General features: G+C 62.9%; 22 protein-coding genes. 5 read left to right on the plus strand and 17 right to left on the minus strand.

The window, feature by feature from the left end; all coding sequences use genetic code 11:
• Positions 1 to 141: 141 nt before the first annotated feature.
• Positions 142 to 2,880: a DUF2339 domain-containing protein gene (locus LB566_RS02565; protein ID WP_224622909.1), complete on the minus strand. Its 2,739-nt coding sequence runs from the start codon at positions 2,878 to 2,880 to the stop codon at positions 142 to 144.
• A 255-nt stretch (positions 2,881 to 3,135) separates the two neighbouring features.
• On the opposite strand from LB566_RS02565, the gene LB566_RS02570 reads away from it, so the two are divergent.
• Complete coding sequence (locus LB566_RS02570) at positions 3,136 to 3,600, plus strand: NUDIX domain-containing protein (RefSeq protein ID WP_140549403.1); 465 nt, start codon at positions 3,136 to 3,138, stop codon at positions 3,598 to 3,600.
• 46 nt (positions 3,601 to 3,646) lie between these two features.
• Here LB566_RS02570 and LB566_RS02575 read toward each other — a convergent pair whose 3' ends face one another.
• The 9 genes from LB566_RS02575 to LB566_RS02615 form a co-directional block, all read right to left on the minus strand.
• Positions 3,647 to 4,165, minus strand: coding sequence for a PaaI family thioesterase (locus tag LB566_RS02575; protein ID WP_224622911.1), 519 nt, complete (start codon positions 4,163 to 4,165; stop codon positions 3,647 to 3,649).
• On the minus strand, positions 4,162 to 4,932 hold the full coding sequence (gene recO, locus LB566_RS02580) for a DNA repair protein RecO (protein ID WP_224622913.1): 771 nt from the start codon (positions 4,930 to 4,932) through the stop codon (positions 4,162 to 4,164). The genes LB566_RS02575 and recO overlap by 4 nt, the downstream gene beginning before the upstream one ends.
• A gap of 132 nt (positions 4,933 to 5,064) precedes the next feature.
• Entirely contained in the window at positions 5,065 to 6,201 is a 1,137-nt protein-coding gene (locus tag LB566_RS02585; protein ID WP_224622915.1) for a porin, read from the minus strand.
• 583 nt (positions 6,202 to 6,784) lie between these two features.
• Positions 6,785 to 7,675 (minus strand): aminoglycoside phosphotransferase family protein, encoded by an 891-nt coding sequence (locus tag LB566_RS02590; protein WP_224622917.1) that lies wholly within the window; start codon positions 7,673 to 7,675, stop codon positions 6,785 to 6,787.
• Between the two features lie 5 nt (positions 7,676 to 7,680).
• The gene (era, locus tag LB566_RS02595) at positions 7,681 to 8,613 is read right to left on the minus strand and encodes a GTPase Era (RefSeq protein ID WP_224622919.1); all 933 of its coding nucleotides are present in this window, start codon (positions 8,611 to 8,613) and stop codon (positions 7,681 to 7,683) included.
• Positions 8,610 to 9,335, minus strand: coding sequence for a ribonuclease III (rnc, locus tag LB566_RS02600; protein WP_140494593.1), 726 nt, complete (start codon positions 9,333 to 9,335; stop codon positions 8,610 to 8,612). Before rnc ends, era begins: the two co-directional genes overlap by 4 nt.
• Positions 9,336 to 9,339: 4 nt before the next feature.
• Complete coding sequence (gene lepB / locus LB566_RS02605) at positions 9,340 to 10,089, minus strand: signal peptidase I (RefSeq protein ID WP_140517805.1); 750 nt, start codon at positions 10,087 to 10,089, stop codon at positions 9,340 to 9,342.
• 77 nt (positions 10,090 to 10,166) lie between these two features.
• Positions 10,167 to 10,580 (minus strand): holo-ACP synthase, encoded by a 414-nt coding sequence (gene acpS, locus LB566_RS02610; RefSeq protein ID WP_140494597.1) that lies wholly within the window; start codon positions 10,578 to 10,580, stop codon positions 10,167 to 10,169.
• Entirely contained in the window at positions 10,577 to 11,176 is a 600-nt protein-coding gene (locus tag LB566_RS02615) for a DUF2062 domain-containing protein (RefSeq protein ID WP_140549343.1), read from the minus strand. The genes acpS and LB566_RS02615 overlap by 4 nt, the downstream gene beginning before the upstream one ends.
• Before the next feature lie 208 nt (positions 11,177 to 11,384).
• On the opposite strand from LB566_RS02615, the gene LB566_RS02620 reads away from it, so the two are divergent.
• The gene (locus tag LB566_RS02620) at positions 11,385 to 11,576 is read left to right on the plus strand and encodes a hypothetical protein (RefSeq protein ID WP_224622920.1); all 192 of its coding nucleotides are present in this window, start codon (positions 11,385 to 11,387) and stop codon (positions 11,574 to 11,576) included.
• Here the strand turns inward: LB566_RS02620 and LB566_RS02625 are convergent.
• The 4 genes from LB566_RS02625 to rpoZ all read right to left on the minus strand — a co-directional run bounded on the left by LB566_RS02625 (position 11,557) and on the right by rpoZ (position 15,396).
• Positions 11,557 to 11,937, minus strand: a complete 381-nt coding sequence (locus LB566_RS02625; RefSeq protein ID WP_224622922.1) for a VOC family protein — start codon at positions 11,935 to 11,937, stop codon at positions 11,557 to 11,559. The two genes, LB566_RS02620 and LB566_RS02625, sit on opposite strands and share 20 nt — an antisense overlap.
• A 10-nt stretch (positions 11,938 to 11,947) precedes the next feature.
• Positions 11,948 to 12,526 (minus strand): orotate phosphoribosyltransferase, encoded by a 579-nt coding sequence (pyrE, locus tag LB566_RS02630; protein ID WP_140517801.1) that lies wholly within the window; start codon positions 12,524 to 12,526, stop codon positions 11,948 to 11,950.
• A 28-nt stretch (positions 12,527 to 12,554) separates the two neighbouring features.
• On the minus strand, positions 12,555 to 14,783 hold the full coding sequence (locus tag LB566_RS02635; RefSeq protein WP_224622924.1) for a RelA/SpoT family protein: 2,229 nt from the start codon (positions 14,781 to 14,783) through the stop codon (positions 12,555 to 12,557).
• Positions 14,784 to 14,994: 211 nt separating this feature from the next.
• On the minus strand, positions 14,995 to 15,396 hold the full coding sequence (gene rpoZ / locus LB566_RS02640; RefSeq protein ID WP_140494610.1) for a DNA-directed RNA polymerase subunit omega: 402 nt from the start codon (positions 15,394 to 15,396) through the stop codon (positions 14,995 to 14,997).
• 334 nt (positions 15,397 to 15,730) lie between these two features.
• Between rpoZ and LB566_RS02645 the strand changes: the two genes are divergently transcribed.
• Entirely contained in the window at positions 15,731 to 16,312 is a 582-nt protein-coding gene (locus tag LB566_RS02645) for an NYN domain-containing protein (protein ID WP_140494612.1), read from the plus strand.
• Positions 16,313 to 16,323: 11 nt separating this feature from the next.
• Positions 16,324 to 16,986, plus strand: a complete 663-nt coding sequence (locus LB566_RS02650; protein WP_224622926.1) for a uracil-DNA glycosylase — start codon at positions 16,324 to 16,326, stop codon at positions 16,984 to 16,986.
• Between the two features lie 12 nt (positions 16,987 to 16,998).
• Here the strand turns inward: LB566_RS02650 and LB566_RS02655 are convergent, their stop codons facing one another.
• The 3 genes from LB566_RS02655 to dapA all read right to left on the minus strand — a co-directional run bounded on the left by LB566_RS02655 (position 16,999) and on the right by dapA (position 19,179).
• Positions 16,999 to 17,709 (minus strand): GH25 family lysozyme, encoded by a 711-nt coding sequence (locus LB566_RS02655; protein WP_224623621.1) that lies wholly within the window; start codon positions 17,707 to 17,709, stop codon positions 16,999 to 17,001.
• An 83-nt stretch (positions 17,710 to 17,792) separates the two neighbouring features.
• Entirely contained in the window at positions 17,793 to 18,272 is a 480-nt protein-coding gene (gene smpB / locus LB566_RS02660; protein WP_224622928.1) for an SsrA-binding protein SmpB, read from the minus strand.
• Positions 18,273 to 18,297: 25 nt separating this feature from the next.
• The gene (dapA, locus tag LB566_RS02665) at positions 18,298 to 19,179 is read right to left on the minus strand and encodes a 4-hydroxy-tetrahydrodipicolinate synthase (RefSeq protein WP_140494617.1); all 882 of its coding nucleotides are present in this window, start codon (positions 19,177 to 19,179) and stop codon (positions 18,298 to 18,300) included.
• 301 nt (positions 19,180 to 19,480) lie between these two features.
• Between dapA and LB566_RS02670 the strand changes: the two genes are divergently transcribed.
• Positions 19,481 to 21,526: a lytic transglycosylase domain-containing protein gene (locus tag LB566_RS02670; RefSeq protein WP_224622930.1), complete on the plus strand. Its 2,046-nt coding sequence runs from the start codon at positions 19,481 to 19,483 to the stop codon at positions 21,524 to 21,526.
• Positions 21,527 to 21,568: the final 42 nt, after the last annotated feature.

Below are 21,568 nucleotides of genomic sequence, written 5' to 3' on the forward strand. Positions count from 1 at the left end.
GGGCTATGCCGCGCAGGCGACGTTTTGTAGCCGCCTCTTTAATAAGACCAGCAATCTTGCGGACGAAAGCCGGGTTGAAGGAACCGATCGGCTTTGTCGTCACAACATCGTAAATTTCGTCAAGACCCTAGAGACAAGGCTTCACGTCCCCTTCGCCGCTCTGGTCAAAAGCCGCTGGTAGAACAGGCCGATGCCGATCAGCACGGCGCCAAGGCCGATGAAGGACAGCGCGCGAAGCACACCCTCCAGCTCCGACATGTCGAAGAGGAACACCTTCAGTACGGCGACTGCGATCAATGCGGCCGAGGCTATGCGCAGCACCTGCGACTTCAGCCAGACGCCGGCTGTCAGCAGCGCCACGCCGATCACCAGCCAGAGTGCCGAATAGGTGTAGGTTTCCAACTGGCCAAGGCCGCTCCACAGCCCAATGAACTCGCCCTTGAACAGGCGCCGTACCGACAGCGTGGCATAGGCGAAGGCAAGCAGTGCCGCCGCCAGCGCCAGCATGGCGGCATACCATTTCGGCCGCTTGTCGCGGGCATAGAACGCAAGCCCGCCGGCTGCGACCGCTGGCAGGAGATAGCCGAGGAACAGCAGGTTGAAGACCGGGATTCGCCCGGTCGATTCGTCCGTGAAAAGCGGGTTCAGCACCAGCAGGTGCTGCACGATGATGAAGGCGACCGAGATCACGCCCGCCGCCATGGACCCGTAGCGCAGCACGGAACTCGGCGAGCGCCTGTCGATGGCCACGAATATGGCGCCGGCACCGATTGCGATCAGCGTGTAGATGGCCTGTTCGGCAAGCGTGGGCGCATCGCTGTTGAGGACGCCGCCATGCATGGCGTGACGCACCAGCATGGCAAGCGTCAGCAGTGCAAACAGCGCCGCCGAAGCTTCCATGGCAAGGCGTGGCCGGCCGTCGATGGTGCGGGCCAGTTGCCAGGCGGCGAAACCGAAGGCGAGCGCCGGCACGCCGTAACCCGGCAGCAGCCAGTTGAAGACCGGCGTCGCCGACAGGAACCCGGCGCCGACGACGGTCGGATCGAAGATGACACGGCCAAGCACCGCCGCGACCGCGCCGACCGAAATCCAGCCGAGCACCGGATAGGAACGCAAGCGCGTGGCTAGCGCCGGCACGATTGCGGCCGCGCCAAGCAGGATGGTTGTCCAGCCGGAACTGAAGGCCATATGCAGCATCAGCAGGCCGGCGAGCGCGGCTCCGCCGAGCGCGAAGGATACGGCCGCCCTGCCCTGCAACGGCGGTTGCTCGCCGCGCGCGATCCACTCGCCGCCGGCAGCGAAAACCACGACCAGCAGCGCCGCCACAGCGGCGTAGGCAAGATCGCGGTCGAGATTGCCGAAGGTGAACCAGAGTGCCAGCAGGACGACCAACGGCACGATGACGCCCCACGCCGCCCATGACGCAGCGCGGAAATGGGTCGCGGCGGCAAATTTACGAGCGGCCCAGAAACCGGCGCCGATGAAGACAAGGCCGAGCGCAATACCGATGCGCAAGGTCAGCGCGTTCGACGCCGCCAGCGGCAGGCCTTCGACGCCGAAGGCATCGCCCGAAAGATCGGAAGCGATCGAGGTCGGCGGGATGATGCCGAGGTAGATCAGTACTGTTACCAATCCGGCCGCATAAAGCAGTGGCAGTGCCGGGGAGCGATAGAGCGCGACGGCCACCATCGCGGCGAGCACGACGGCTCCCGGGAAGGCATCGCCGGCAGCGACGAAGGCCGGATCGACCGAAAGGCCCAGCGCCGAGAGGGCAACAAACAGGCCCGGCGCGACGGAGGGCCAGTCGAAAGCCGTGGCTGATCCGCTTTCGTCGCCACGGCGGCCAAGCCAGACGAAAGCGAGCACGACCAGAGTGACGGCGGTTATGAACAGGATTACCGACAAATTCGCGCCCGGCGCATCGGTCATGTAGAGGATCGTCCAGATGCCGGTACCGACGAAGGCTGCCGCCATCAGCGATTTCCAATCGCGCATGCGGGCTATCACGCTCGTGGCGGCAAGCACGATCGCCAGATAGCCGAACAGGGCCCAGGGATTGGGCGCCTGAGAAGCGATCAGCATCGGCGTCACCATGGCGCCGACGAGGCCGATACCAGCCAGCGCCTGGCTGTGGACAAGGGCGGCGACAATCGTCCCTATGCCGATGGCGCCGAGCAGCGTGAAGGCGAGCGCCGGCCCGATAAATCCGTAGATGCCATGTGCGGCATAGACGGCGCCAAACAGGATGAAGGCGCCCGCCGCGGTCAGGATCGCCGGGATGTAGGCGCCTGCGGCGCCTTGCACGGGGACCCTGAAGCCGGTGCGGCGAATGAATTCGCCGGCTGCAATCAGCACAAGGCCGAGCAGCCCGGCCATGGTCAGCCGCACACCGGGGCCGAAAATTCCGGCTTCGATCGTGTAACGAATGAGAAACAGGCCGCCAAGCGCCAATGCCAGGCCGCCAACCCAGACCGCCCAGCGGGTGCCGAGCGCCGTTTCGATATCGGGTTTGCCGGGCGCTTTCACCGCTGCGACAGGCTCGGATTCTGCCACCTTGGGCGCCGCCCCGCCTGGTGTCCATGGCCCCGGCTTGACCTCGTCCGTCGCTGCGTCGGTTTCCAGAGCCGGCGGCGCCTGCCCGGTGGCTGCCTCGCTGGCCGTTGGCGAAACGACCACGGCCGCAGCGACAACGGCTTCGGCCGGCTGGCCATCGGTCGCCGCCGGTTCGGACTGCTTGGCGAGAGGCGGCACGGCGCCGGAAAGGACGAGGCTTCGCAGCGCCCCAAGCTCGCGCTCGATCAGGCCAATGCGGCTCTGCTGGCGCGAAATGATGACGAACAGCGCGATGATGGCGACAAGGCCGATCAGGCTTTCAAACATGGCGGCTCCCCCAAACCAGACCAGTTGCTACTGACAATCAAATGTGGCCTGCAAACGACCAGCCAACGGCGTCGGATGGGCGGCTGGAAAGATCGAGCATGTTTCGGTGTCGAAGCCAGCGGCTTGCGCCTATTGACCCTCGGCATCGGTTGCGAATGGCCGGTTTCCGGAAACATTGCCTGCCAAACCTGCCGCCGGTGACCTATGGTACCCTTGGCCGCAAAGGGTTCTCCAAGCGATATCATGAGGATACGTATGCCGCAACGAAGCGCAGGACTGCTGATCTACCGGCGAAACGCCGGGGCCCTCCAGTTCTTGCTCGTCCATCCGGGTGGACCGTTCTGGGCAAGGAAAGATGAGGGGGCATGGTCTATCCCCAAAGGGCTCGTCGACGAAGGCGAGGACGAGTTGAAAGCCGCCCGACGTGAGGCGGAAGAAGAACTCGGCGTCGCCATCAACGGCGATTTCCAGCCTGTCGGCAGTTATCGGCAGCCTGGCGGCAAGATCGTGAGTGCGTGGAGCGTCGAGGCCGACGTCGACACCGATGCCATCAGAAGCAACATGTTCACCATGGAGTGGCCGCCAAGGTCGGGGTCCATGAAGGAATTTCCCGAAGTGGACCGGGCCGGCTGGTTTTCAGAGTCGGAGGCCGGTCTCAAGATCCTGAAAGGCCAGCGCGCGATCCTGGACGATTTCGTGGAACGTCAAAAAGCCGGATAGGCGCCTGCTGTTCTCATCGCTCGTCCAGTGCGCCTTTGGACGATCCTTATCGGGCCGCCAGATTGGCGGCCGGGAAGATCGAGCACGTCTCGGTGCCGAAAGCCAGCAGCTTGCCGCCGGCATCCTTCAGCGTCGCTTCCGAAACGGCCAGCGTGCGACCCTTGTGAATAACCTTGCCCTCGCAGACCACCTCTCCGGTCCTGGGCGTGATCGGCCGCGTCAGGTTCACCTTGAATTCCGCCGTCGTATAGGCCTCGCCTTTTGCGAGCAGCGTCTGCACGGCGCAGGCAAGCGCCGAATCGAGCAGTGTCGCCGCCCAGCCGCCATGCACGCCCCCCAACGGATTCAGGTGGCGCTCGTTCGGCACACCCCGGAACACGGCACGGCCTTCCGAGACTTCGGTCAGCGCAAAGCTGAGCTGGAAGGAAATCGGCGGCGCCGGATATTTGCCGTCGATGATGCGCTGCAAAAGTTCCATCCCGGTGTAGGCAAGGATGTCGGCATGCGGAATGGTGCCGAGGCCGAGCGGCGAGACCCGGCCCGGATAAAGTTCCACTTCGCTCATGTGATGATTTCTCTCGCGGCGGTTTCTTCGGACAGGCCTTTTGTCGTGTGGTGCTTGCGCAGCGCCGCAAGGAAGCCGGCGCGCGCGTCTGGTTGCTCGATGCCGCGCGGCTCGTAGACATGACGGGTGAAGAAGAAGCCGGTGAGCCGGAAGGCATCCTGGATCGCCGCCGGATCGGCGCGCAGGCCGGAGCCACGCAGAAAGGCCGGCAGCGCCAGCATCTTGTCGCGCCAGGGCGCGCCGGCCTCGCGCGACACCGCCCTGCCCGATTTCGGCGAGACATAGGCAAGATCCTGCCGCGTGCCGGTCGCGGCGCACTGGCTGAGATCGAGACCGAAACCCAGTTCGTCGAGGATCAGGAGTTCGAAACGGGCCACCAGTTCGCCGGCGGCATCGACATCATCGAGATGCACGATCATCACCGACAGCGCCTCATAAAGGCCGCCATGGGCGTCGCGCTCCGGCAACAGGCGCAGATGCGCGGCCATGGTCTGCAAGCCGTAGACGGCGACGGCACTCTCCATCAACCTGGCCGCATTCATCTCGATCGCTTCGGCCTGGAACGTGCCGAGGTGCTCATCAAGGCGCGCCCGCCAAAGCAGGTCGACTCGGTTGCCGGGCTGGAGAACAGGCTGCTGCTTGCGCGAGCGCCCGCCGCGCACGAGGCCGAGATGGCGGCCATGCGCACGCGTCATCACCTCGAGGATGGCGCTGGTTTCGCCATGCTTGCGGGTGCCGAGAATGATTCCCTCGTCGCGCCATTCCATGCCTGGAGCATTTCACCGATCGGGTGGCGAAATCAAGATACGGGCTTGGTACCTGGGCTGGCTCTCGCAAGGATGCATAAAAAGCCGCCCGCAGCATAGCTGCGGGCGGGTCTGGTGGGGTCAGTCGATCCGTTAGAACGAGCGCTGGAAGCGGAGGATGCCGCCGACGCTGCTCTTCTTGTCGGCCTTGGTCCAGTTGTTGAAGTCGGCGTCGTCGAATTTTCCTGCATTGAGGTAATCGACTTCAGCCGTGATCGTGTAACCGGGCACAATCGTGTATGCGACGTTGGCAGCGACGCCGAGGTTCTTCCAGTCGTCATAGGAGATCTGGGCGTTGAACGAGGTCTTGTCGTTGAACTTGTAGGTGCCGCCACCCCAGATCGCCCAGTTTCCGCCCCACGGCTTGTATTGGGTGCGGCCCGTGCCGAAGTCGTTGATGTTGTCGTTGGTGCCGTAGCCGCCCATGACGAACAGCGTCAGTTCCTTGCCGACGTTGACGTCCAAGCGAACCTTGCCGGCCACTTCCTCGTAATTGCTGTCATAGGCGACGACGCCGGTGACCGCACCCCAGTCGCCCTTGTACTTCAAGCCGCCGACGACATGCGGGACATAGCTGTCGATCGTGTTGACGCCGGTACCTTCTTCGAGCGAGACCACGGCCGAGAAGCCGCTGCCAGCGTCGAAATAGTACTGCACAACGTTGGTATCCTTGATACCGTACGGGATGATCGTGTCCTGGATGACGTTGCCGGCATAGCCGATAAACGAATCGTATGCCGTTTCATCCTTACCGACGCGCAGGCCGCCGAGCTGAATCCAGGCGAAGTTGAGGGTGGTCGCCTTGTTGCCGGCCTGCCAGCCAGTGCCGCCAGCTTCATAGTCGCCGCTGCTGTTGCCGAATTGAAAGCGGGTCTCGGTAAAGGTCTTCAACGTGCCGAGTTCGGTTTCCTGGCCGGTATAGGTCCTCAGCGTGAAGCGCATGTTCTTGTAGTAGGTGTCGTGGCTGTCGCCGTCCATGTGATCGGCAACGTTGTTGACGCCATCCAGCGTACCGGAATCGCCGACACCAATGTCATAACGGAGGTAACCGCCGATGCGCAGGCAGGTCTCGGTGCCCGGGATGTAGAAGTAGCCGGCGCCGTAGACGTCGCAGATCCTGACGTATTCAGCGGGTTCCGGCTCGGCGACGACGACAGCGTCGGCGGCGCGAGCGCCGGAGACCGCGATCAGTGCCGCGGCTGAGCCGAGAAGAAGGCTCTTGATGTTCATTTTCTGACCTCTCCAGTCAAAGTTAAAAATGGCTTCGGATTTTGGTTGGCGGATATATTTCCCGCCTCACCCACAACGAAAAAGGCCCGCACCGCGCCCCCTTTTCGCGGCGAACATACCCATCAATCTTCCGCCTTCAATGACAATTCCACAAACATTCCGGATTCATGACATAGATTAAATCCGTGTTGCAAAAATAACACTGGCGAATTCACTTCAAACTACGGCACCGCACAAGTGGAACATTGTCATATTTCCGTAATAATTCCTTGTATGTTTCCAATTTCATGATGATATTCTACGAACGCGGATTGTGTGAGAAATTTCGCGTAAATAAACCCACTCGCGTGGTCGTTTCTACCTAACCATTCCCCAGCCACGTGAAACCGAAGCCGATCCCCTCGAAGGGGTCTTTTCAGCGGGTCACGGGCACGCCGGGACGGACCACGGGCCATGATGGGAAGATCAACCCGACGTCAGTGGACTCGTCTGCAAGAATCCGCGCTGGCCAACTGAGAAGTCGACCTACGCGGAGCCTCGGCGTCCCTGGTCGATAGCCGCCAGCCAACGGTTTTGGTCATTATTACCGGCGCTTGTGGTCGGCCAGCACCGCGTCGATCACGCGCCAGGATTGTTCGATCTCGGCCGAGTTGACGTCTATCTCGCCGGCGGCGGTGATCAGCGCCTTCCACAGTGCCCAGCCGCGGCCGCGTGCCCAGGTCGCGTCGTCAACGCCGAGGCCAGCGCGGAACACTTCACGGCTTTGCCCCTCGAACAACGTCCAGGCAATCGCCAGATCGCATGAGGGGTCGCCGACGCCGGAGGTGCCGAAGTCAATCACCGCGCTTAGCCCGCCGTGTTCAACCAGAAGATTGCCCCAGCTGACATCGCCGTGGAACCAGACGGGCGGGCCTTGCCAAGGGGCGGCAAGAGCCGTTTCCCAGACAGCGCTGGCCGCGCCGGCATCGATACAGGTGTCGAGCGCCGCGATCGCTTGTCTCGTTTCGCCGTCATAGACGCTCAGCGGCCCGCCGCGAAAGAAATTGTGTTTGCCCGGCCCCGGTGCGCCAGCCGGGTCGATCCGCTTCAGCGCAACCAGAAAGCCGGCCAGGTCCGCCGCGAATTCCGACAGGTTGGCGATACGCTCCCGCTTTGCAGTCTCACCTTCGATCCATCTGTAGACGGACCAATGCCACGGATAGCCTTCGGCCGGGGCTCCCATCGCCAGCGGTATAGGGATGGGCAGCGGCAACAGCGGCGCCAGCCTCGGCAGCCAGCGATGTTCCTTCTCCACTTGCAGGGAATAGGCGGCGGCACTGGGCAACCGAACGGTCATCTCGTCGCCGAGACGAAAGCTTCTGTTGTCCCATCCGCCAGGTTCAATCGGCCGAACCGCGAGATGCCTCCAGCGAGGAAACTGCGCCGCGATCAACCGGCTGACCAAAGCTGCGTCGATATTCGACTTGCTATCCATCCATCCTAGTGCGGGAACTCGAGCCCCATCTCGCGGTAGCGTTCGGGATCGTCGCCCCAGTTCTCGCGCACCTTGACGAACAGGAACAGATGCACCTTTTGCTCGAGGATGCCGGCGATTTCCATACGCGCCGCCTGGCCGATGGCGCGGATGGTCTCGCCCTTGTGGCCGAGCACGATCTTCTTCTGGCTGTCGCGTTCGACATAGATGACCTGCTCGATGCGCACCGAGCCGTCCTTCTTCTCTTCCCACTTCTCGGTTTCGATATGCGAGGAGTAGGGCAATTCCTGATGCAGCCTGAGGTAGAGCTTCTCGCGAGTGATCTCGGCGGCGAGCTGACGCATCGGCAGGTCGGAAATCTGGTCTTCAGGATAATACCAGGGGCCCACCGGGAGCGCCTCGGCAAGGTAATCGAGAAGGTCCTTGCAGCCCGAGCCGGTCAGCGCCGAAACCATGAAGGTGCGCTTGAACGGCACTCTTTCGTTCGCCGCCGCAGCCAGCGCCAACAACACTTCCGGCTTGACGCGGTCGACCTTGTTGAGGATCAGCGCCATCGGCTGGCGCACATCCTTCAGGCGTTCGAGGATGGCGTCGGCATCGCCCCTTATGCCGCGCTCGGCATCGATCAGGAGCAGCACGATATCGGCATCCTTGGCGCCGCCCCAGGCTGTCGTCACCATTGCCGTATCGAGACGCCGCTTCGGCTTGAAGATGCCCGGCGTATCGACGAAGACGATCTGCGCGTTGTCGTGCGTGGCGATGCCTCTGACGATGGCACGCGTCGTCTGCACCTTGTGGGTGACGATCGACACCTTGGCGCCGACAAGCTGGTTGACCAGCGTCGACTTGCCGGCATTGGGCGCACCGATCAGCGCTACGAAGCCGGAATGCGTAACGGCAGCAGGCGCGGCCGGAACCGTGTCTTCCGTGGCTGTCATGCCGCGTCTCCCTGATCGATCCAGACACCTTCACGAATGAGAAGGGCGGCGGCGGCGGCCTGCTCGGCCTCGCGTTTGGAGCGGCCGCTGCCGACAGCCGGCTGAAATCCACCAACCATGACGCTGACGGTGAACAGCGGATCGTGATCCGGCCCCTCGCGGCTATCGATGCGGTAGACGGGCACGGCGCTTGCCGCCTGATGCGCCCATTCCTGCAACTCGGTCTTGGCGTCGCGTCGGCCGGCGCCCGACGCCTGCGAGCGCGGCTGCCAATATTTGTGGATGAAAGCGCGCGCCGCTTCCAGGCCTCCGTCGAGGTAGAGCACGGCGATCAGTGATTCCAGCGCGTCGGCGCGCAGATTGACGCGCTTGCGTCCCTCGAGCCCTTGAACGTCGGATCCGGCGCGGATCAGCTCCGGCAAACCAATGTGCTCGGCGATCTCCGACAGCGCCTCGGCATTGACCAGCGCGTTGAACCGCAGCGACAATTCGCCTTCCGCCGCATCGGGAAACGCGGCCAGCAGCATATCGGCCACCACCAGGCCGAGAACCCGGTCGCCCAGGAACTCAAAGCGCTCATAGTCGGTGCCGGCATTGGCGCCGCGGGCGCTGGCATGGGTCAAGGCACGCTGCAGGCGCCGGCGGTCGGCAAAGGCATGGCCCGTGCGCTCCACCAGCGCTTCGGCGAGCGCGTCGGCGGTCAGCCGTCTTGTCGCCGCCATGACCCTAGTTAACGAAGTGGAAGAGGCGCGAAGCACGCATAAGCGACGGCCACTTCCAGATTTCGAGCGGGCTCGCCTTGCCGGCGATCGAGAAGAAAACAAGGTTGGCCCGGCCAACCAGGTTTTCGGCCGGAACGTAGCCGACGGAGAAACGACTGTCGGCGGAGTTGTCCCTGTTGTCGCCCATCATGAAATAGTGACCGGGGGGAACGTCGAACTCGCGCGTGTTGTCGCCGATCGAGTTCGGCGACAGATCCAGCGTGTCGTAGCTGACGCCGTTGGGCAGCGTCTCGCGATAGACATCGATCGGATAATCCTTTTCCGTGATGTCGGGATTGTCGATCTGTCCGGTCTTCACGCGCGGCACGCCGACGCCGTTGATGAACAACTGGCCGTCCTTCACCTGGATCTTGTCGCCGGGCAGGCCGACCACACGCTTGATGTAGTCGACGGACGGATCCGGCGGGAACTTGAACACCACCACGTCGCCACGCTTCGGCTCGGAGCCCCAGATGCGACCCGAGAAGATGTCCGGGCCGAAGGGCAGCGAATAACGGGAATAGCCGTAGGACCATTTGGTGACGAAGAGATAGTCGCCCTCGAGCAGCGTCGGCCGCATCGAACCGGACGGGATCGAAAAGGGTTGGAACAAGAGCGTGCGAATGACCAAGGCAAGCAAAAGCGCCTGGACGATGACGCTGACGGTTTCGCCAAGCCCGCCGGATTTCTTCTGGGGTTTTTCAGCCACGCTCATGTCGTCCTCGATTGTGCGTTGGATGGTATAGAGTCTCGGCGCGCGCTGGGCAACGTCATGCCGGTGGTCAGATGCAATCAATGTGGCGCTTGTTCGACGGGCAATGCTTCGATGATCACAAAGGCTTGAGCAAGGGGAAAATCATCCGTGATGGTGAGATGGATCATCGCCCGATGGCCCTTTGGCAGAATCGCGTTCAGCCGCGCCTCGGCGCCACCGGTCAGTGCCATGGTGGGCGCGCCGCTCGGAAGATTGACGACACCCATGTCGCGCCAGAACACGCCCTGCGCCAGGCCGGTGCCCAGTGCCTTGGCGCAGGCCTCCTTGGCGGCGAAGCGCTTGGCGTAGGAGGCCGCCCGCGCCCGACGATTTTCGGAGCGGGCCTGCTCGACCTCGGTGTAGATTCTCTGGATGAAGCGCTGGCCATGGCGCTCCAAGGACTTTTCAATGCGTCTGATATCGATCAGGTCGCTGCCAATGCCGATGATCATCGCGCGGTGGAACCGATGCTGGCGTTTGGGTTAGACGCTTGCTCATGGCGGGCCGCGCGCTCTGCCAACCGTTTGCGCCGCTGCTCGCGAAAGGCGTTCATGCCCCAGCGCGTGATGGCGTAGAACAGAACCCCAAAGGCCAGTCCGAGCGGTATCGCACCGATCAGCATCGGCTTCAGCACGGGGGCCCACAATTGCGCGAAGGAAAGGTTGTGCAGCATCTCGCCCAGGTGCGCGGGCGGGCCGTGCGCCGGCAGGCGGTTGTGCAGGATCAGCTTGCCGGTCTCCCAGGAGGCGCCCCACAGCAGCGGGAACGTCAGCGGATTGCCGAAGAATACGGCGCCAAGTGCGGCCGCCACCAGATTGCCGGCGATGAGCCAGCACAGCACCGCGGCAATGGCGAAATGGAAGCCCACCGGAAAGAACGAAGCAAAGACGCCAGCGGCGACGCCGGCCGCCACCGCATGCGGCGTGGCCTTCAGCCGCAGGATGCGCTTGGAGAAGTACTGCAGCGAGCGTGAAAACGACCGGCGCGGCCATAGATAGGTACGCACCCGCTCCAAGAGGCCATCAGGCTCGCGGCGTCGAAAAAGCACTCTATTCCAATTCCTGATCTACCAATACCCGCCGTCCTGCCACCCCAAGCCGGGTCACAGCAACTTATCTTGCGCTTCCGGGGCGCAGAAAGGCAACAACGACTTTGATATAGCGACAGGCTGGCTTCGGAACAACGAAACGCTGCCGCGATGGTCTGCCGCAGGGGGTAACAAGATCGCCATTGAGGCGAAACTGAGGAAAAGAAGGATGGCCGGCATAACCACCATTCGGCCAGCGCGCGACGACGAGGCGAAAGAGTTGCCCTATATCGAGCAATCCGCCGGCTGGCGTTTCGTTCCATACCGGACCTCGCCTGGACGGCATGCCGGCGAGCCGGCGCTGCGCAATGCTGCTCGATCTCGCGCGGATTTAACGGCGGCTATTCCAGATATTCACTGACCTCGACCAGATTGTCGTCAGGATCGCGGAAATAGACAGACTTCATGCGGCCGCGTGCGCCGATCCGCTCGACCGGTCCAAGTTCCACCGTCACACGATCGGCTTCGAGACTGGCGAGGAGTTCGCCGAGCGGCCGATCGGTGATCAGGCAGAAATCACCGGAGCCGGGCGTCGGCGACTTCGCCTTCGGCTCGAAGGTGCGGCTGACCTCGTGGACATTGATCTTTTGGTTGCCGAAAGCCAGCGCTGTCGGCAGGCCCGGCGTATCGATGCGCCGAAAGCCCAGCACGCGCTGGTAAAAGGCGCAGGTGGCCTCGAGCGACGCCACCGTCAGCACGAAATGATCGATACTGATGATCATCCCGCCCCTCTCAGATATTGCGGCTGCCCGGCTTGATCGCCGGTATGGCGGCAAGTTCCGGCGGCAGCCGATCGGCCGGATAGGCCGGCACCTCGTACTCGGCCAGCGCGATCAGCGGCACGCCGACATCGGTCTTGCCCGCCGAGCGGTCGATGATGCAGGCCGCCGCTGTGACCTCGGCGCCAAGTTCGCGCAGGCAGTCGATGGTCTCGCGGATAGATAATCCAGTGGTGACGATGTCCTCAACAATGACGACACGCGCGCCACGCGCGATCTCGAAGCGGCGCAGCCTGAACTCGCCCCCTTCCCGCTCGACCCAGATCGCCGGCACGCCAAGATGGCGCGAGGTCTCGTAGGCCGGGATAAGCCCGCCGATGGCCGGGCCGACGACATAGTCGATTTTGCCCGGCACGGCGGCGCGGATCTTTTCGGCCAGCGCCTTGCACAGCCGCTCGGTCTTATCGGCATGCATGAACACGCGCGCCTTCTGCAGGAACACCGGACTGCGCAGACCCGACGTCAGGATGAAATGCCCCTCCAGGACAGCACCAGCCTGGCGAAAAATATCCAGCACTTCGTCCGTATTCATCTGTCTATCCCCGTGTAGATCAGCCGAGTCAGCCATTGACACGCCGTGCATCGCTGACGCTCGAATTGTCCTTGAGCTGCGACAGCAGCCGGTTGAGATGCTTCAGATCCCAGACTTCGAGATCGATCAGCATTTCGGTGAAATCGGGCGCGGTGCGCACCATTGACAGCGTATGGATATTGGCATCGTTCGAGGCAACGACCTGGGCGATGTCGGCGAGCGATCCCGGTGCATTGATGGCGGTGACGGAAACACGAGCGGGGAAGCGTTCCTTGGTGCGCTCGTCGATGTCCCAGCGCACGTCGATCCAGCGCTCGGGCTGGTCGTCGAAAGCCTGCAGCGCCGGCGACTGGATCGGATAGATGGTGATGCCGGTGCCCGGCTGCACGATGCCGACGATGCGGTCGCCAGGCACCGCCCCTTCCGGCGCGAAACGCACCGGCAGGTCGCCGCGCACGCCACGGATCGGCACCGCGCCGTCGCGCGGCTGGTCCTTGTCCTTGCGCGCGGCACGGCCCGGGATCTGGAACAGCATGCCGGCGGCGTTGCGAATCTTCGACCAGCCTTCCTCGCGCTGCTTGGGCGCCGCCGGCGTGACGCGCTCGTCCTTGTAATCTGGGAAGACGGCTTTCATGACATCGGTGGACGCCAATTCGCCGCGGCCGACGGATGTCAGCACGTCCTCGATATCCTTGCGCGCCAGCCGGTGCAGGACGGGCTTCAGGCTTTCTTTGGTGAAATTCTTGCCGGCCCGCTCGAAAGCCCGTTCGAGAATGCGCGCGCCGAGACCCGAATACTGCTTGCGGATGGCGTTCTTGGTGGCGCGGCGAATGGCGGCGCGCGCCTTGCCGGTGACGACGACGGATTCCCACGCGGCCGGCGGCACCTGTGCCTTGGAGCGGATAATCTCCACCTCGTCGCCATTCTTCAGTTCAGTCATCAGCGGCATGATGCGGCCGTTGACCTTGGCGCCGACGCAGGTGTCGCCGACATCGGTGTGCACCGCATAGGCGAAGTCGATCGGCGTGGCACCTTTCGGCAGCGCGATCAGCATGCCCTTGGGGGTGAAGCAGAACACCTGATCCTGGAACAGTTCCAGCTTGGTGTTCTCAAGAAAATCCTCGGGATTGTCGCCCTCGGCGAGCTGTTCGATCGTGCGCCTCAGCCACGCATAGGCATTGGTTTCCTTCGAGATCGAATGGGCCGCACCGTTCGCCTTGCCGCCGGTGTCCTTGTAGATCGAATGGGCGGCGACGCCATATTCGGCGATCTTGTTCATCTCGCGGGTGCGGATCTGAAGCTCGACGCGCTGGCGCGACGGCCCGACGATGGTGGTGTGGATCGACCGGTAATCGTTCTGCTTCGGCGTCGAGATGTAGTCCTTGAAACGGCCGGGCACCATCGACCAGGCGGTGTGGATGGCGCCAAGCGCGCGATAGCAGTCCTCGACATTGTCGACGACGACGCGGAAGCCGAAAATGTCGGACAATTGCTCGAAGGAGAGCGCCTTGGCCTCCATCTTGCGGAACACCGACCACGGCTTCTTCTGCCGGCTTTTGACGCTGGCCTTGATCGCGTGCTTCTCGAACAGCGCCGACAGCGCTTTCTCTATCTCGGACAGCACACCCTTGTTGCGCTCGAAAATCTCGGCGAGCCTGGCGGTGACGGCGCGATAGGCTTCCGGATTGATGTAGCGGAAGGCGATCTCTTCCAGTTCCTCGCGCATGCCCTGCATGCCCATGCGCCCGGCCAGCGGCGCATAGATATCCATCGTCTCCTCGGCGATGCGCAGGCGCTTGGCTTCCGGCACATGGTCGAGGGTGCGCATATTGTGCAAGCGGTCGGCGAGCTTGACCAGAAGCACGCGCACGTCTTCCGAGATCGCCAGCAGAAGCTTGCGCAGGTTCTCGGCCTGCTCGGCCTTCTTGGAGACGAGGTCGAGCTTCTTCAGCTTGGTCAGGCCCTCGACCAGCTTGCCCATCTCGGGCCCGAACAGTTCGTCGATCTCGGCCCTGGTCGCCGTGGTGTCCTCGATCGTGTCATGCAGCAGGGCGACGGCGATCGTCGCCTCGTCCATGTGCATCTCGGTGAGGATGGCGGCGACTTCGAGCGGATGCGAGAAATAGGGGTCACCGGAAGCGCGCTTCTGGTGGCCATGCTTCTGCATGGCATAGACATAGGCCTTGTTGAGCAACGCCTCGTTGACGTCAGGCTTGTAGCGCTGGACGCGCTCGACAAGCTCATACTGACGCATCATGGGCGGAATCTCTCGGCGATGAAATGAATCATGCGCCGCACTGCTGCACGGCGCATGTCCGGCACCAACTGTCGCAAATACCAGATTCACGCATTATGCCAAGCGCGGCCAAAACTGCATCTGGTATTTGCGACAGTTGGTACTAGATAGCCACGAAACTGCCGGGACGGAAGTACCGGAAGGTTGTTCCAGGCGCCTCCGCGAAGCAGTCTTAGTAGTCGTCGCTCTTTTCCGGCGGCACCAGGCCTTCGATGCCGGCCAGCAGGTCTTCCTCGGTCATGCGATCGAAGGCGATGTTGTCCTCGGCATCATCGGTATCGGCGGCCGTGACGGCTGCGCCGGTCTGATCGGCGATCGCCTCGCCATCGGCTTCGGGCTCGTCGACCTCGACATGCTTCTGCAGCGAATGGATCAGGTCTTCCTTGAGGTCATCGGGCGACAGTGTCTCGTCGGCGATCTCGCGCAGTGCGATGACCGGGTTCTTGTCATTGTCGCGCGGGACGGTGATCTGCGCGCCTTGGCTGATCTGACGAGCACGGTGGCCGGCCAGAAGCACCAGTTCGAAGCGGTTGTCGACCTTGTCGATGCAATCTTCAACGGTTACGCGGGCCATGGATTTGCCCCTTTCATGCCTGGATTTAATGGAAAACAGGCGCGGTCAATAACCCGAACGCCGCCGAAATACAAGCATTATGGAATGCCGGGGCCGGAGAACGGACGATCTGTCATTGCTTTGCCGGATTTCCCCCGAAACCGGTTTCAGTCGAGGTCCGGTGCGCCCGGTACCAAGCCGGCGATCACAATTGCTTGCAGTGCGGCAACGCACCCTTGGATTGCCACAAAACTGGCGTTATTTCGAAAAGCGTAAGGTCAGCCGGTTTATTGCGAGCCCTACTGATAGTCGCATTTCGTTTTGACGGCCGCTTATTTCGAAAAGGAATTTTTCCATGTTCGACCCCCGTGAAAAGATCGCCCTGTTCATCGACGGCGCCAATCTCTACGCCACGTCGCGCGCGCTCGGTTTCGACATCGATTATCGCAAGCTCCTGTCGAGCTTCCAGAAACGCGGCTACCTGCTGCGCGCCTACTATTACACCGCCCTGGTCGAGGATCAGGAATATTCCTCGATCCGGCCGCTGATCGACTGGCTCGACTATAACGGCTTCAAGGTGGTGACCAAGCCGGCCAAGGAATTCACCGACTCGACCGGCCGCCGCAAGATCAAGGGCAACATGGACATCGAATTGACCGTCGATGCGCTGGAACTGGCCGATGTCGTCGACCACTATGTCATCTTCTCCGGGGACGGCGATTTCCGCACGCTGGTCGAGGCGCTGCAACGGCGCGGGCGCAAGGTGTCGATCGTCTCGACCATGGCCTCGCAGCCGCCGATGATATCCGACGATCTGCGCCGCCAGGCCGATCATTTCATCGACCTGATGACGTTGAAGAACGAAGTGGGCCGCGATCCCTCCGAAAGGCCGGTGCGCCGACCCGAACCGGCCGAGACGGAAGAGGACGAGTACTGAGGACGGCGGCGTTGGCCGCACGTCTCGCTGCCTCCCCGGAACCCGATCGCGACTGCCCGCTCTGCCCGCGGCTGCATGGCTTCATTGCCGAGTGGCGGCAACGCGAGCCATCGTGGTTCAACGCCCCGGTTCCGACCTTCTTGCCGCCCGAAGGCGGCGATTCGGTTCGGCTGCTGATCGTCGGGCTTGCGCCCGGCCTGCGCGGAGCGAACCGCACGGGCCGGCCTTTCACGGGCGACTATGCCGGCGACCTGCTCTACGGCACGTTAATCGCGCACGGCTTGGCGCGCGGCGAATTCAAGGCGCGGCCTGACGATGGGTTGGAACTCGTTGGAACGGCAATCACCAACGCCGTCCGCTGCGTGCCGCCCGAGAACAAGCCTGTGGGCGCCGAGATCGCCACCTGCCGGACTTTCCTTGTGCCGACGATCGCACGGTTTCCCAATTTGCGCGCCGTGCTGGCACTTGGTTCGATCGCGCACCAGTCGACCGTGCGGGCACTGGGCCAGCGCGTCGCCGCCTATCCCTTCAAGCATGGCGGGCGGCAGGAGGCCGGCGGCATCACGCTGTTTTCCAGCTATCACTGCTCGCGCTACAACACCAACACCGGGGTGCTGACCGAAGCGATGTTCGTCAACGTTTTCAGCGAGATCGCGGCGTTCCTCGACTTGTAGTCTGGAATTGCCTTACAACGCCGGCGCGAACAATGCGGACAGTTTCTCCTGACCGCCTTGCAGGACGTTCAGGTCGACGTCACCGACGATGCCCTCGACGCGGCCCCTGTTGTGGTACTGCCAGTAGACCCAATCGTCGCGACCCGGCTCGAGCAGCAGTGAGCGAAGCCAGAGCGGGCGGGCGGCGATCTGCCCGGCATAGGCCGTTGCTGCATCGTCCGTCAGATAGATGATAGCCTTCTTGCCAAAGGCGGCTTCAACGGGACCGAGGAAGGCCTGGAGTTCGGCGTCGAGGTGTTCGGGCGAAGGACGCTGCGGGCAATTGCCGCCGAACTCGATGTCGACAACCGGCGGCAGCAAAGGCTGGTCGTGCGGCACCACGGCGATGAAATTCTTCGCCTGGTCGGCGCCCGGCCGGCAGAAGGTGAAAAAGTGATAGGCGCCGACAGCGAGCCCAGCAGCACGAGCCTCGCGCAGATTGGTGGCGAAGGCATCGTCGACATGATCGCCGCCCTCGGTCGCCTTGATGACCGCAAAGGCGACGTCGGCGGCGGCAACGCGCCGCCAGTCGATCCGGCCCTGATGATGCGAAACGTCGATGCCCCTGACAGGATATTTGCCGCGATCCGGAGAAAACGCATGGAAATAGAAGAAGCCGCCAGCGACAATGAGGATTGCAAAAACCAGGCCGACCGATCCCCAGAGGATGATCCGGTTCTTCAAGACTGTCCCCTCCGGCATTTTCTGGCTCCTTGGCTCGAGCCTGAAGCCAAACACTCGTCCGCTTGGCTACCACCTGATGGTTGTCACCCGCGCTCCTTCAAGAGCCTGCCCTTCTCACGTGACCAGTCGCGCTGCTTTTCCGTCTCACGCTTGTCGTGCAACTTCTTGCCGCGACCGACGGCGAGCAGCAGCTTGGCGCGGCCCTGGTCGTTGAAATAGATCTTCAGCGGCACCAAGGTCATGCCTTCGCGGTCGACGCTCTGCGACAACTTGGCCATCTCGCGCTTGTTGAGCAGCAGTTTGCGGCGCCGGCGCGGCTCGTGGTTGAAGCGGTTGGCCTGCAGATATTCCGGGAGGTAGGAGTTGATCAGCCAGATCTCGCCGCCCTCGACCGAGGCGTAGCTATCCTGGATGTTGGCCTGGCCCTGACGCAGCGACTTGACCTCGGTGCCGGTCAGCACCAGACCGGCCTCGACCGTGTCGAGCACCTCATAGGAAAACCGCGCCTTGCGGTTTTCCGCAACGGTCTTGTTGTTGGGATCGGCTTTTCTGACTTGATTCATAATGCGGAGAGGTGGCGCCTCATCCCTAATTTATCAAGCCGGCGTGCTTCATCGCCGCGTCGATCTTTTCGGCAGTCGATTGTTCGACCGTGACCAGCGGCGAACGCAGCACGTTCTCGACCTTGCCGAGCTTCGAAAGCGCATATTTGGCGCCGGACACGCCGGGCTCGATAAAGATCGCCTTGTGCAGCGGCAGCAAGCGATCCTGCAATTCCAGCGCCTTGGCGCTGTCGCCGGACAGCGTCGCCTCCTGGAATTCGGCACAAAGCCGCGGCGCGACGTTGGCCGTCACCGAGATACAGCCGACACCACCATGCGCGTTGAAGCCGAGCGCGGATGCATCTTCGCCGGAAAGCTGGATGAAATCCTTGCCGCAAGTCATACGCTGCTCGGAAACCCGTTCGACCTTGCCGGTCGCGTCCTTGACCCCGACGATATTCTTGAAGTCGTGCGCCAGCCGGCCCATCGTCTCCGGCATCATGTCGATGACCGACCGCGGCGGGATGTTGTAGATGATGATCGGCAGCTTGGTTGCCCTGGCGACGGCGGCGAAGTGCTCATAGAGACCGCGCTGCGTCGGCTTGTTGTAGTAGGGAGTGACGACAAGTGCAGCGTCGGCGCCTGCCTGTTCGGCATACTGGACCAGGCCGATCGCTTCCGCGGTGTTGTTGGAGCCAGCGCCGGCGACGACCGGAGCGCGGCCCCTGGCCGCCTCGATGCAGACCTTGACCACCTGACGATGCTCGTCATGCGACAGCGTCGGTGACTCGCCGGTGGTGCCAACGGGAACAAGGCCTGTCGTGCCCTCCGCAAGTTGCCAGTCGACAAAGGCGCGAAAGGCTTTCTCGTCGAAACGCCCGCTCTTTTCGAACGGTGTCACGAGCGCGGTCAGCGAGCCTCTCAGCATGTCGTCCAACTCCTTGGGACTTCTTTGTTCACGCATATCGTTATCCCAAAACCGGTAGCCACTTTTGGGCGATATGCATGGGTTTTCGTTTCTGGTCTTAATGTCGCGCCTTCTAGCCGAAAGCGAGGCGGCGCACCATAGTCTCGACATGGTTGCGCGGCAAGCATTGCCATGCTGCCAGCAAACGCAATTCGAACGGCCTCGATAACCTTTTGTTAACTGGCCCTTCATGACCTAAGCTTACGGTCTGGTCCAGGTCGCGAAGCTTCCGCGCCTGCTGGTGATGTGTAAAGGCTGAACGATGCCGACTAGGCGGCCTCATCTTTTCGCGCTCCTGGGCGCGGTCGTCGCGCTGATGCCGGAGATGGCGATCGGCGGCAGCGTCGACGTGCAGTTGACATCGGCCATTCCGATGCCCGGCATGCAAGGCTCGCAAGATGCGGGTCCACGCGATGAGGCCCCCTCTGCCAGCATTGTGCAGTTGAAGAGCGGTCTGGACGCACTGGCGGCGGGCGACATTCCCGGTGCCCGCGCCGCGCGAGATGCCCTTCCCGCCCGTTCGCTCGACCAGCACATCCTTGCCTGGGCAATCGCGCTTTATGGCGGCGACAAGGTGCCGAGCGGCGACATTGCGGCCGCAGCGAAGATGTTGCCCAACTGGCCGGGGACAACCGCGCTGCGCAAGAACAGCGAACGCGCACTCTATCGCGAAAACCCCGCCCCCGACGTCGTCGTGCAAGCGTTCGACGGCAGCCAGCCGCAGACATTCGAAGGCGTCATGCTTCTTGCCCGCGCCTTTGTGGCGCAGGGTAACACCAAGGCGGCGCTTTCGGTGCTGGTGCCGTTCTGGCGCACCGCGATCCTGGACGCCAAGGACGAGACAGCGCTGATCAAGGAGTTCGGCGGGCTGATCCCGGCGGCCGATCACCGGTTCCGCATGGAGCGCATGTTCTACGCCGACCGGGTCGGCGCGGCGCAGCGCGTCGCCGGCCTGGCGCAAGCGCAGCAACTGGCCACCGCCTGGGCGGCCGCCGACAAGGGCGACAAGAACACCGCCAAGCTGCTCAAGGCGGTACCGGCTTCCCAGCGTTCGGCCGGCTATTTCTTCGCGCAGGCCGAATATCTGCGCAAGCAAGACAATATTGCCGACGCCGCCGCCATTGTGATGAAGGCGCCGACGGATCGCGAAGCGCTGGTCGACCCGGATGCCTGGTGGGTGGAGCGCCGGGTACTGTCGCGCGAGCTGGTCGACAAGGGCGACATGAAAGCCGCCTACAAGATCGTCGCCATGCATGCGGCCGAAAGCACAGCGAACGCCGCCGAAGCCGAATTCCATGCCGGCTGGTACGCGCTGCGCGGCTTGAACGATCCCAGGCTTGCGGCAACCCATTTCGCGCGCATCGCCGACCTTGCGCAGGGGCCGATGACATTGTCGCGCGCCTATTACTGGCTCGGCCGCGCCGCCGAAGTTGGCGGCCCGGGTAGCGCAAAGGATTATTTTGCGCGCGCGGCGGCCTACGGCACGACATTCTACGGCCAGCTCGCCGCCGAGCGCATTGGTCGCCCGGTGCTGAACATCGCCTATCCCACGCCGAGCGCCGCCGATCGCCAGAGTTTTGCCGGCCGCGAGGCCGTCGCCGCCATCAAGCGATTGCAGGAGGCAGGCTACGACCGCTATGCCGAGACTCTCTATCGCGACCTCGCAGGACAGTTGACCAGCCCGGGCGAACTGGCGCTGCTGGCGGTGCTGGCGGAAAAGCAGGGCAACCACTTCATGTCGCTCAAGATCGGCAAGATCGCCGGCGCGCGTGGCATCGATGTCGGCGCACTGTCGCATCCTTTGGGGGTCATCCCCGATAGCGCCGATATTTCCGGTTCGGGCAAGGCACTGGCCTATGCCATCGCCCGCCAGGAAAGCGAATTCAACATCGGCGCCATATCGAGCGCCGGCGCGCGGGGGCTGCTGCAGCTGATGCCGGCAACCGCCAAGCAACTTGCGAAGAAGGCCGGGCTGCAATTCTCGCAGGCACGCCTGACCACCGATGCCGGCTACAATGCGACGCTGGGCTCGGCCTTCCTCGGCCAGCAGCTCGACCGCTTCAACGGCTCCTATGTGCTGACCTTCGCCGGCTACAATGCAGGCCCCAACCGCGCCGCCCAATGGGTGGCGAAATACGGCGATCCGCGCGGCAAGGACATCGACGCCGTAGTCGATTGGATCGAGCGGATTCCGTACACGGAAACAAGAAGTTACGTGCAGCGCGTGATGGAGAACTACGAGGTCTACAAGATGCGTATTTCCGGCAAGTACGACATTGTGGGAGATCTTGTGAACGGGCGGAGTTGACGGCTTTCGTTCCTCCTTGCGAGAGGAGTTGGCCTCGCGCGT

This window comes from Mesorhizobium sp. CA13, assembly GCF_020165235.1.
Lineage (GTDB): Bacteria > Pseudomonadota > Alphaproteobacteria > Rhizobiales > Rhizobiaceae > Mesorhizobium.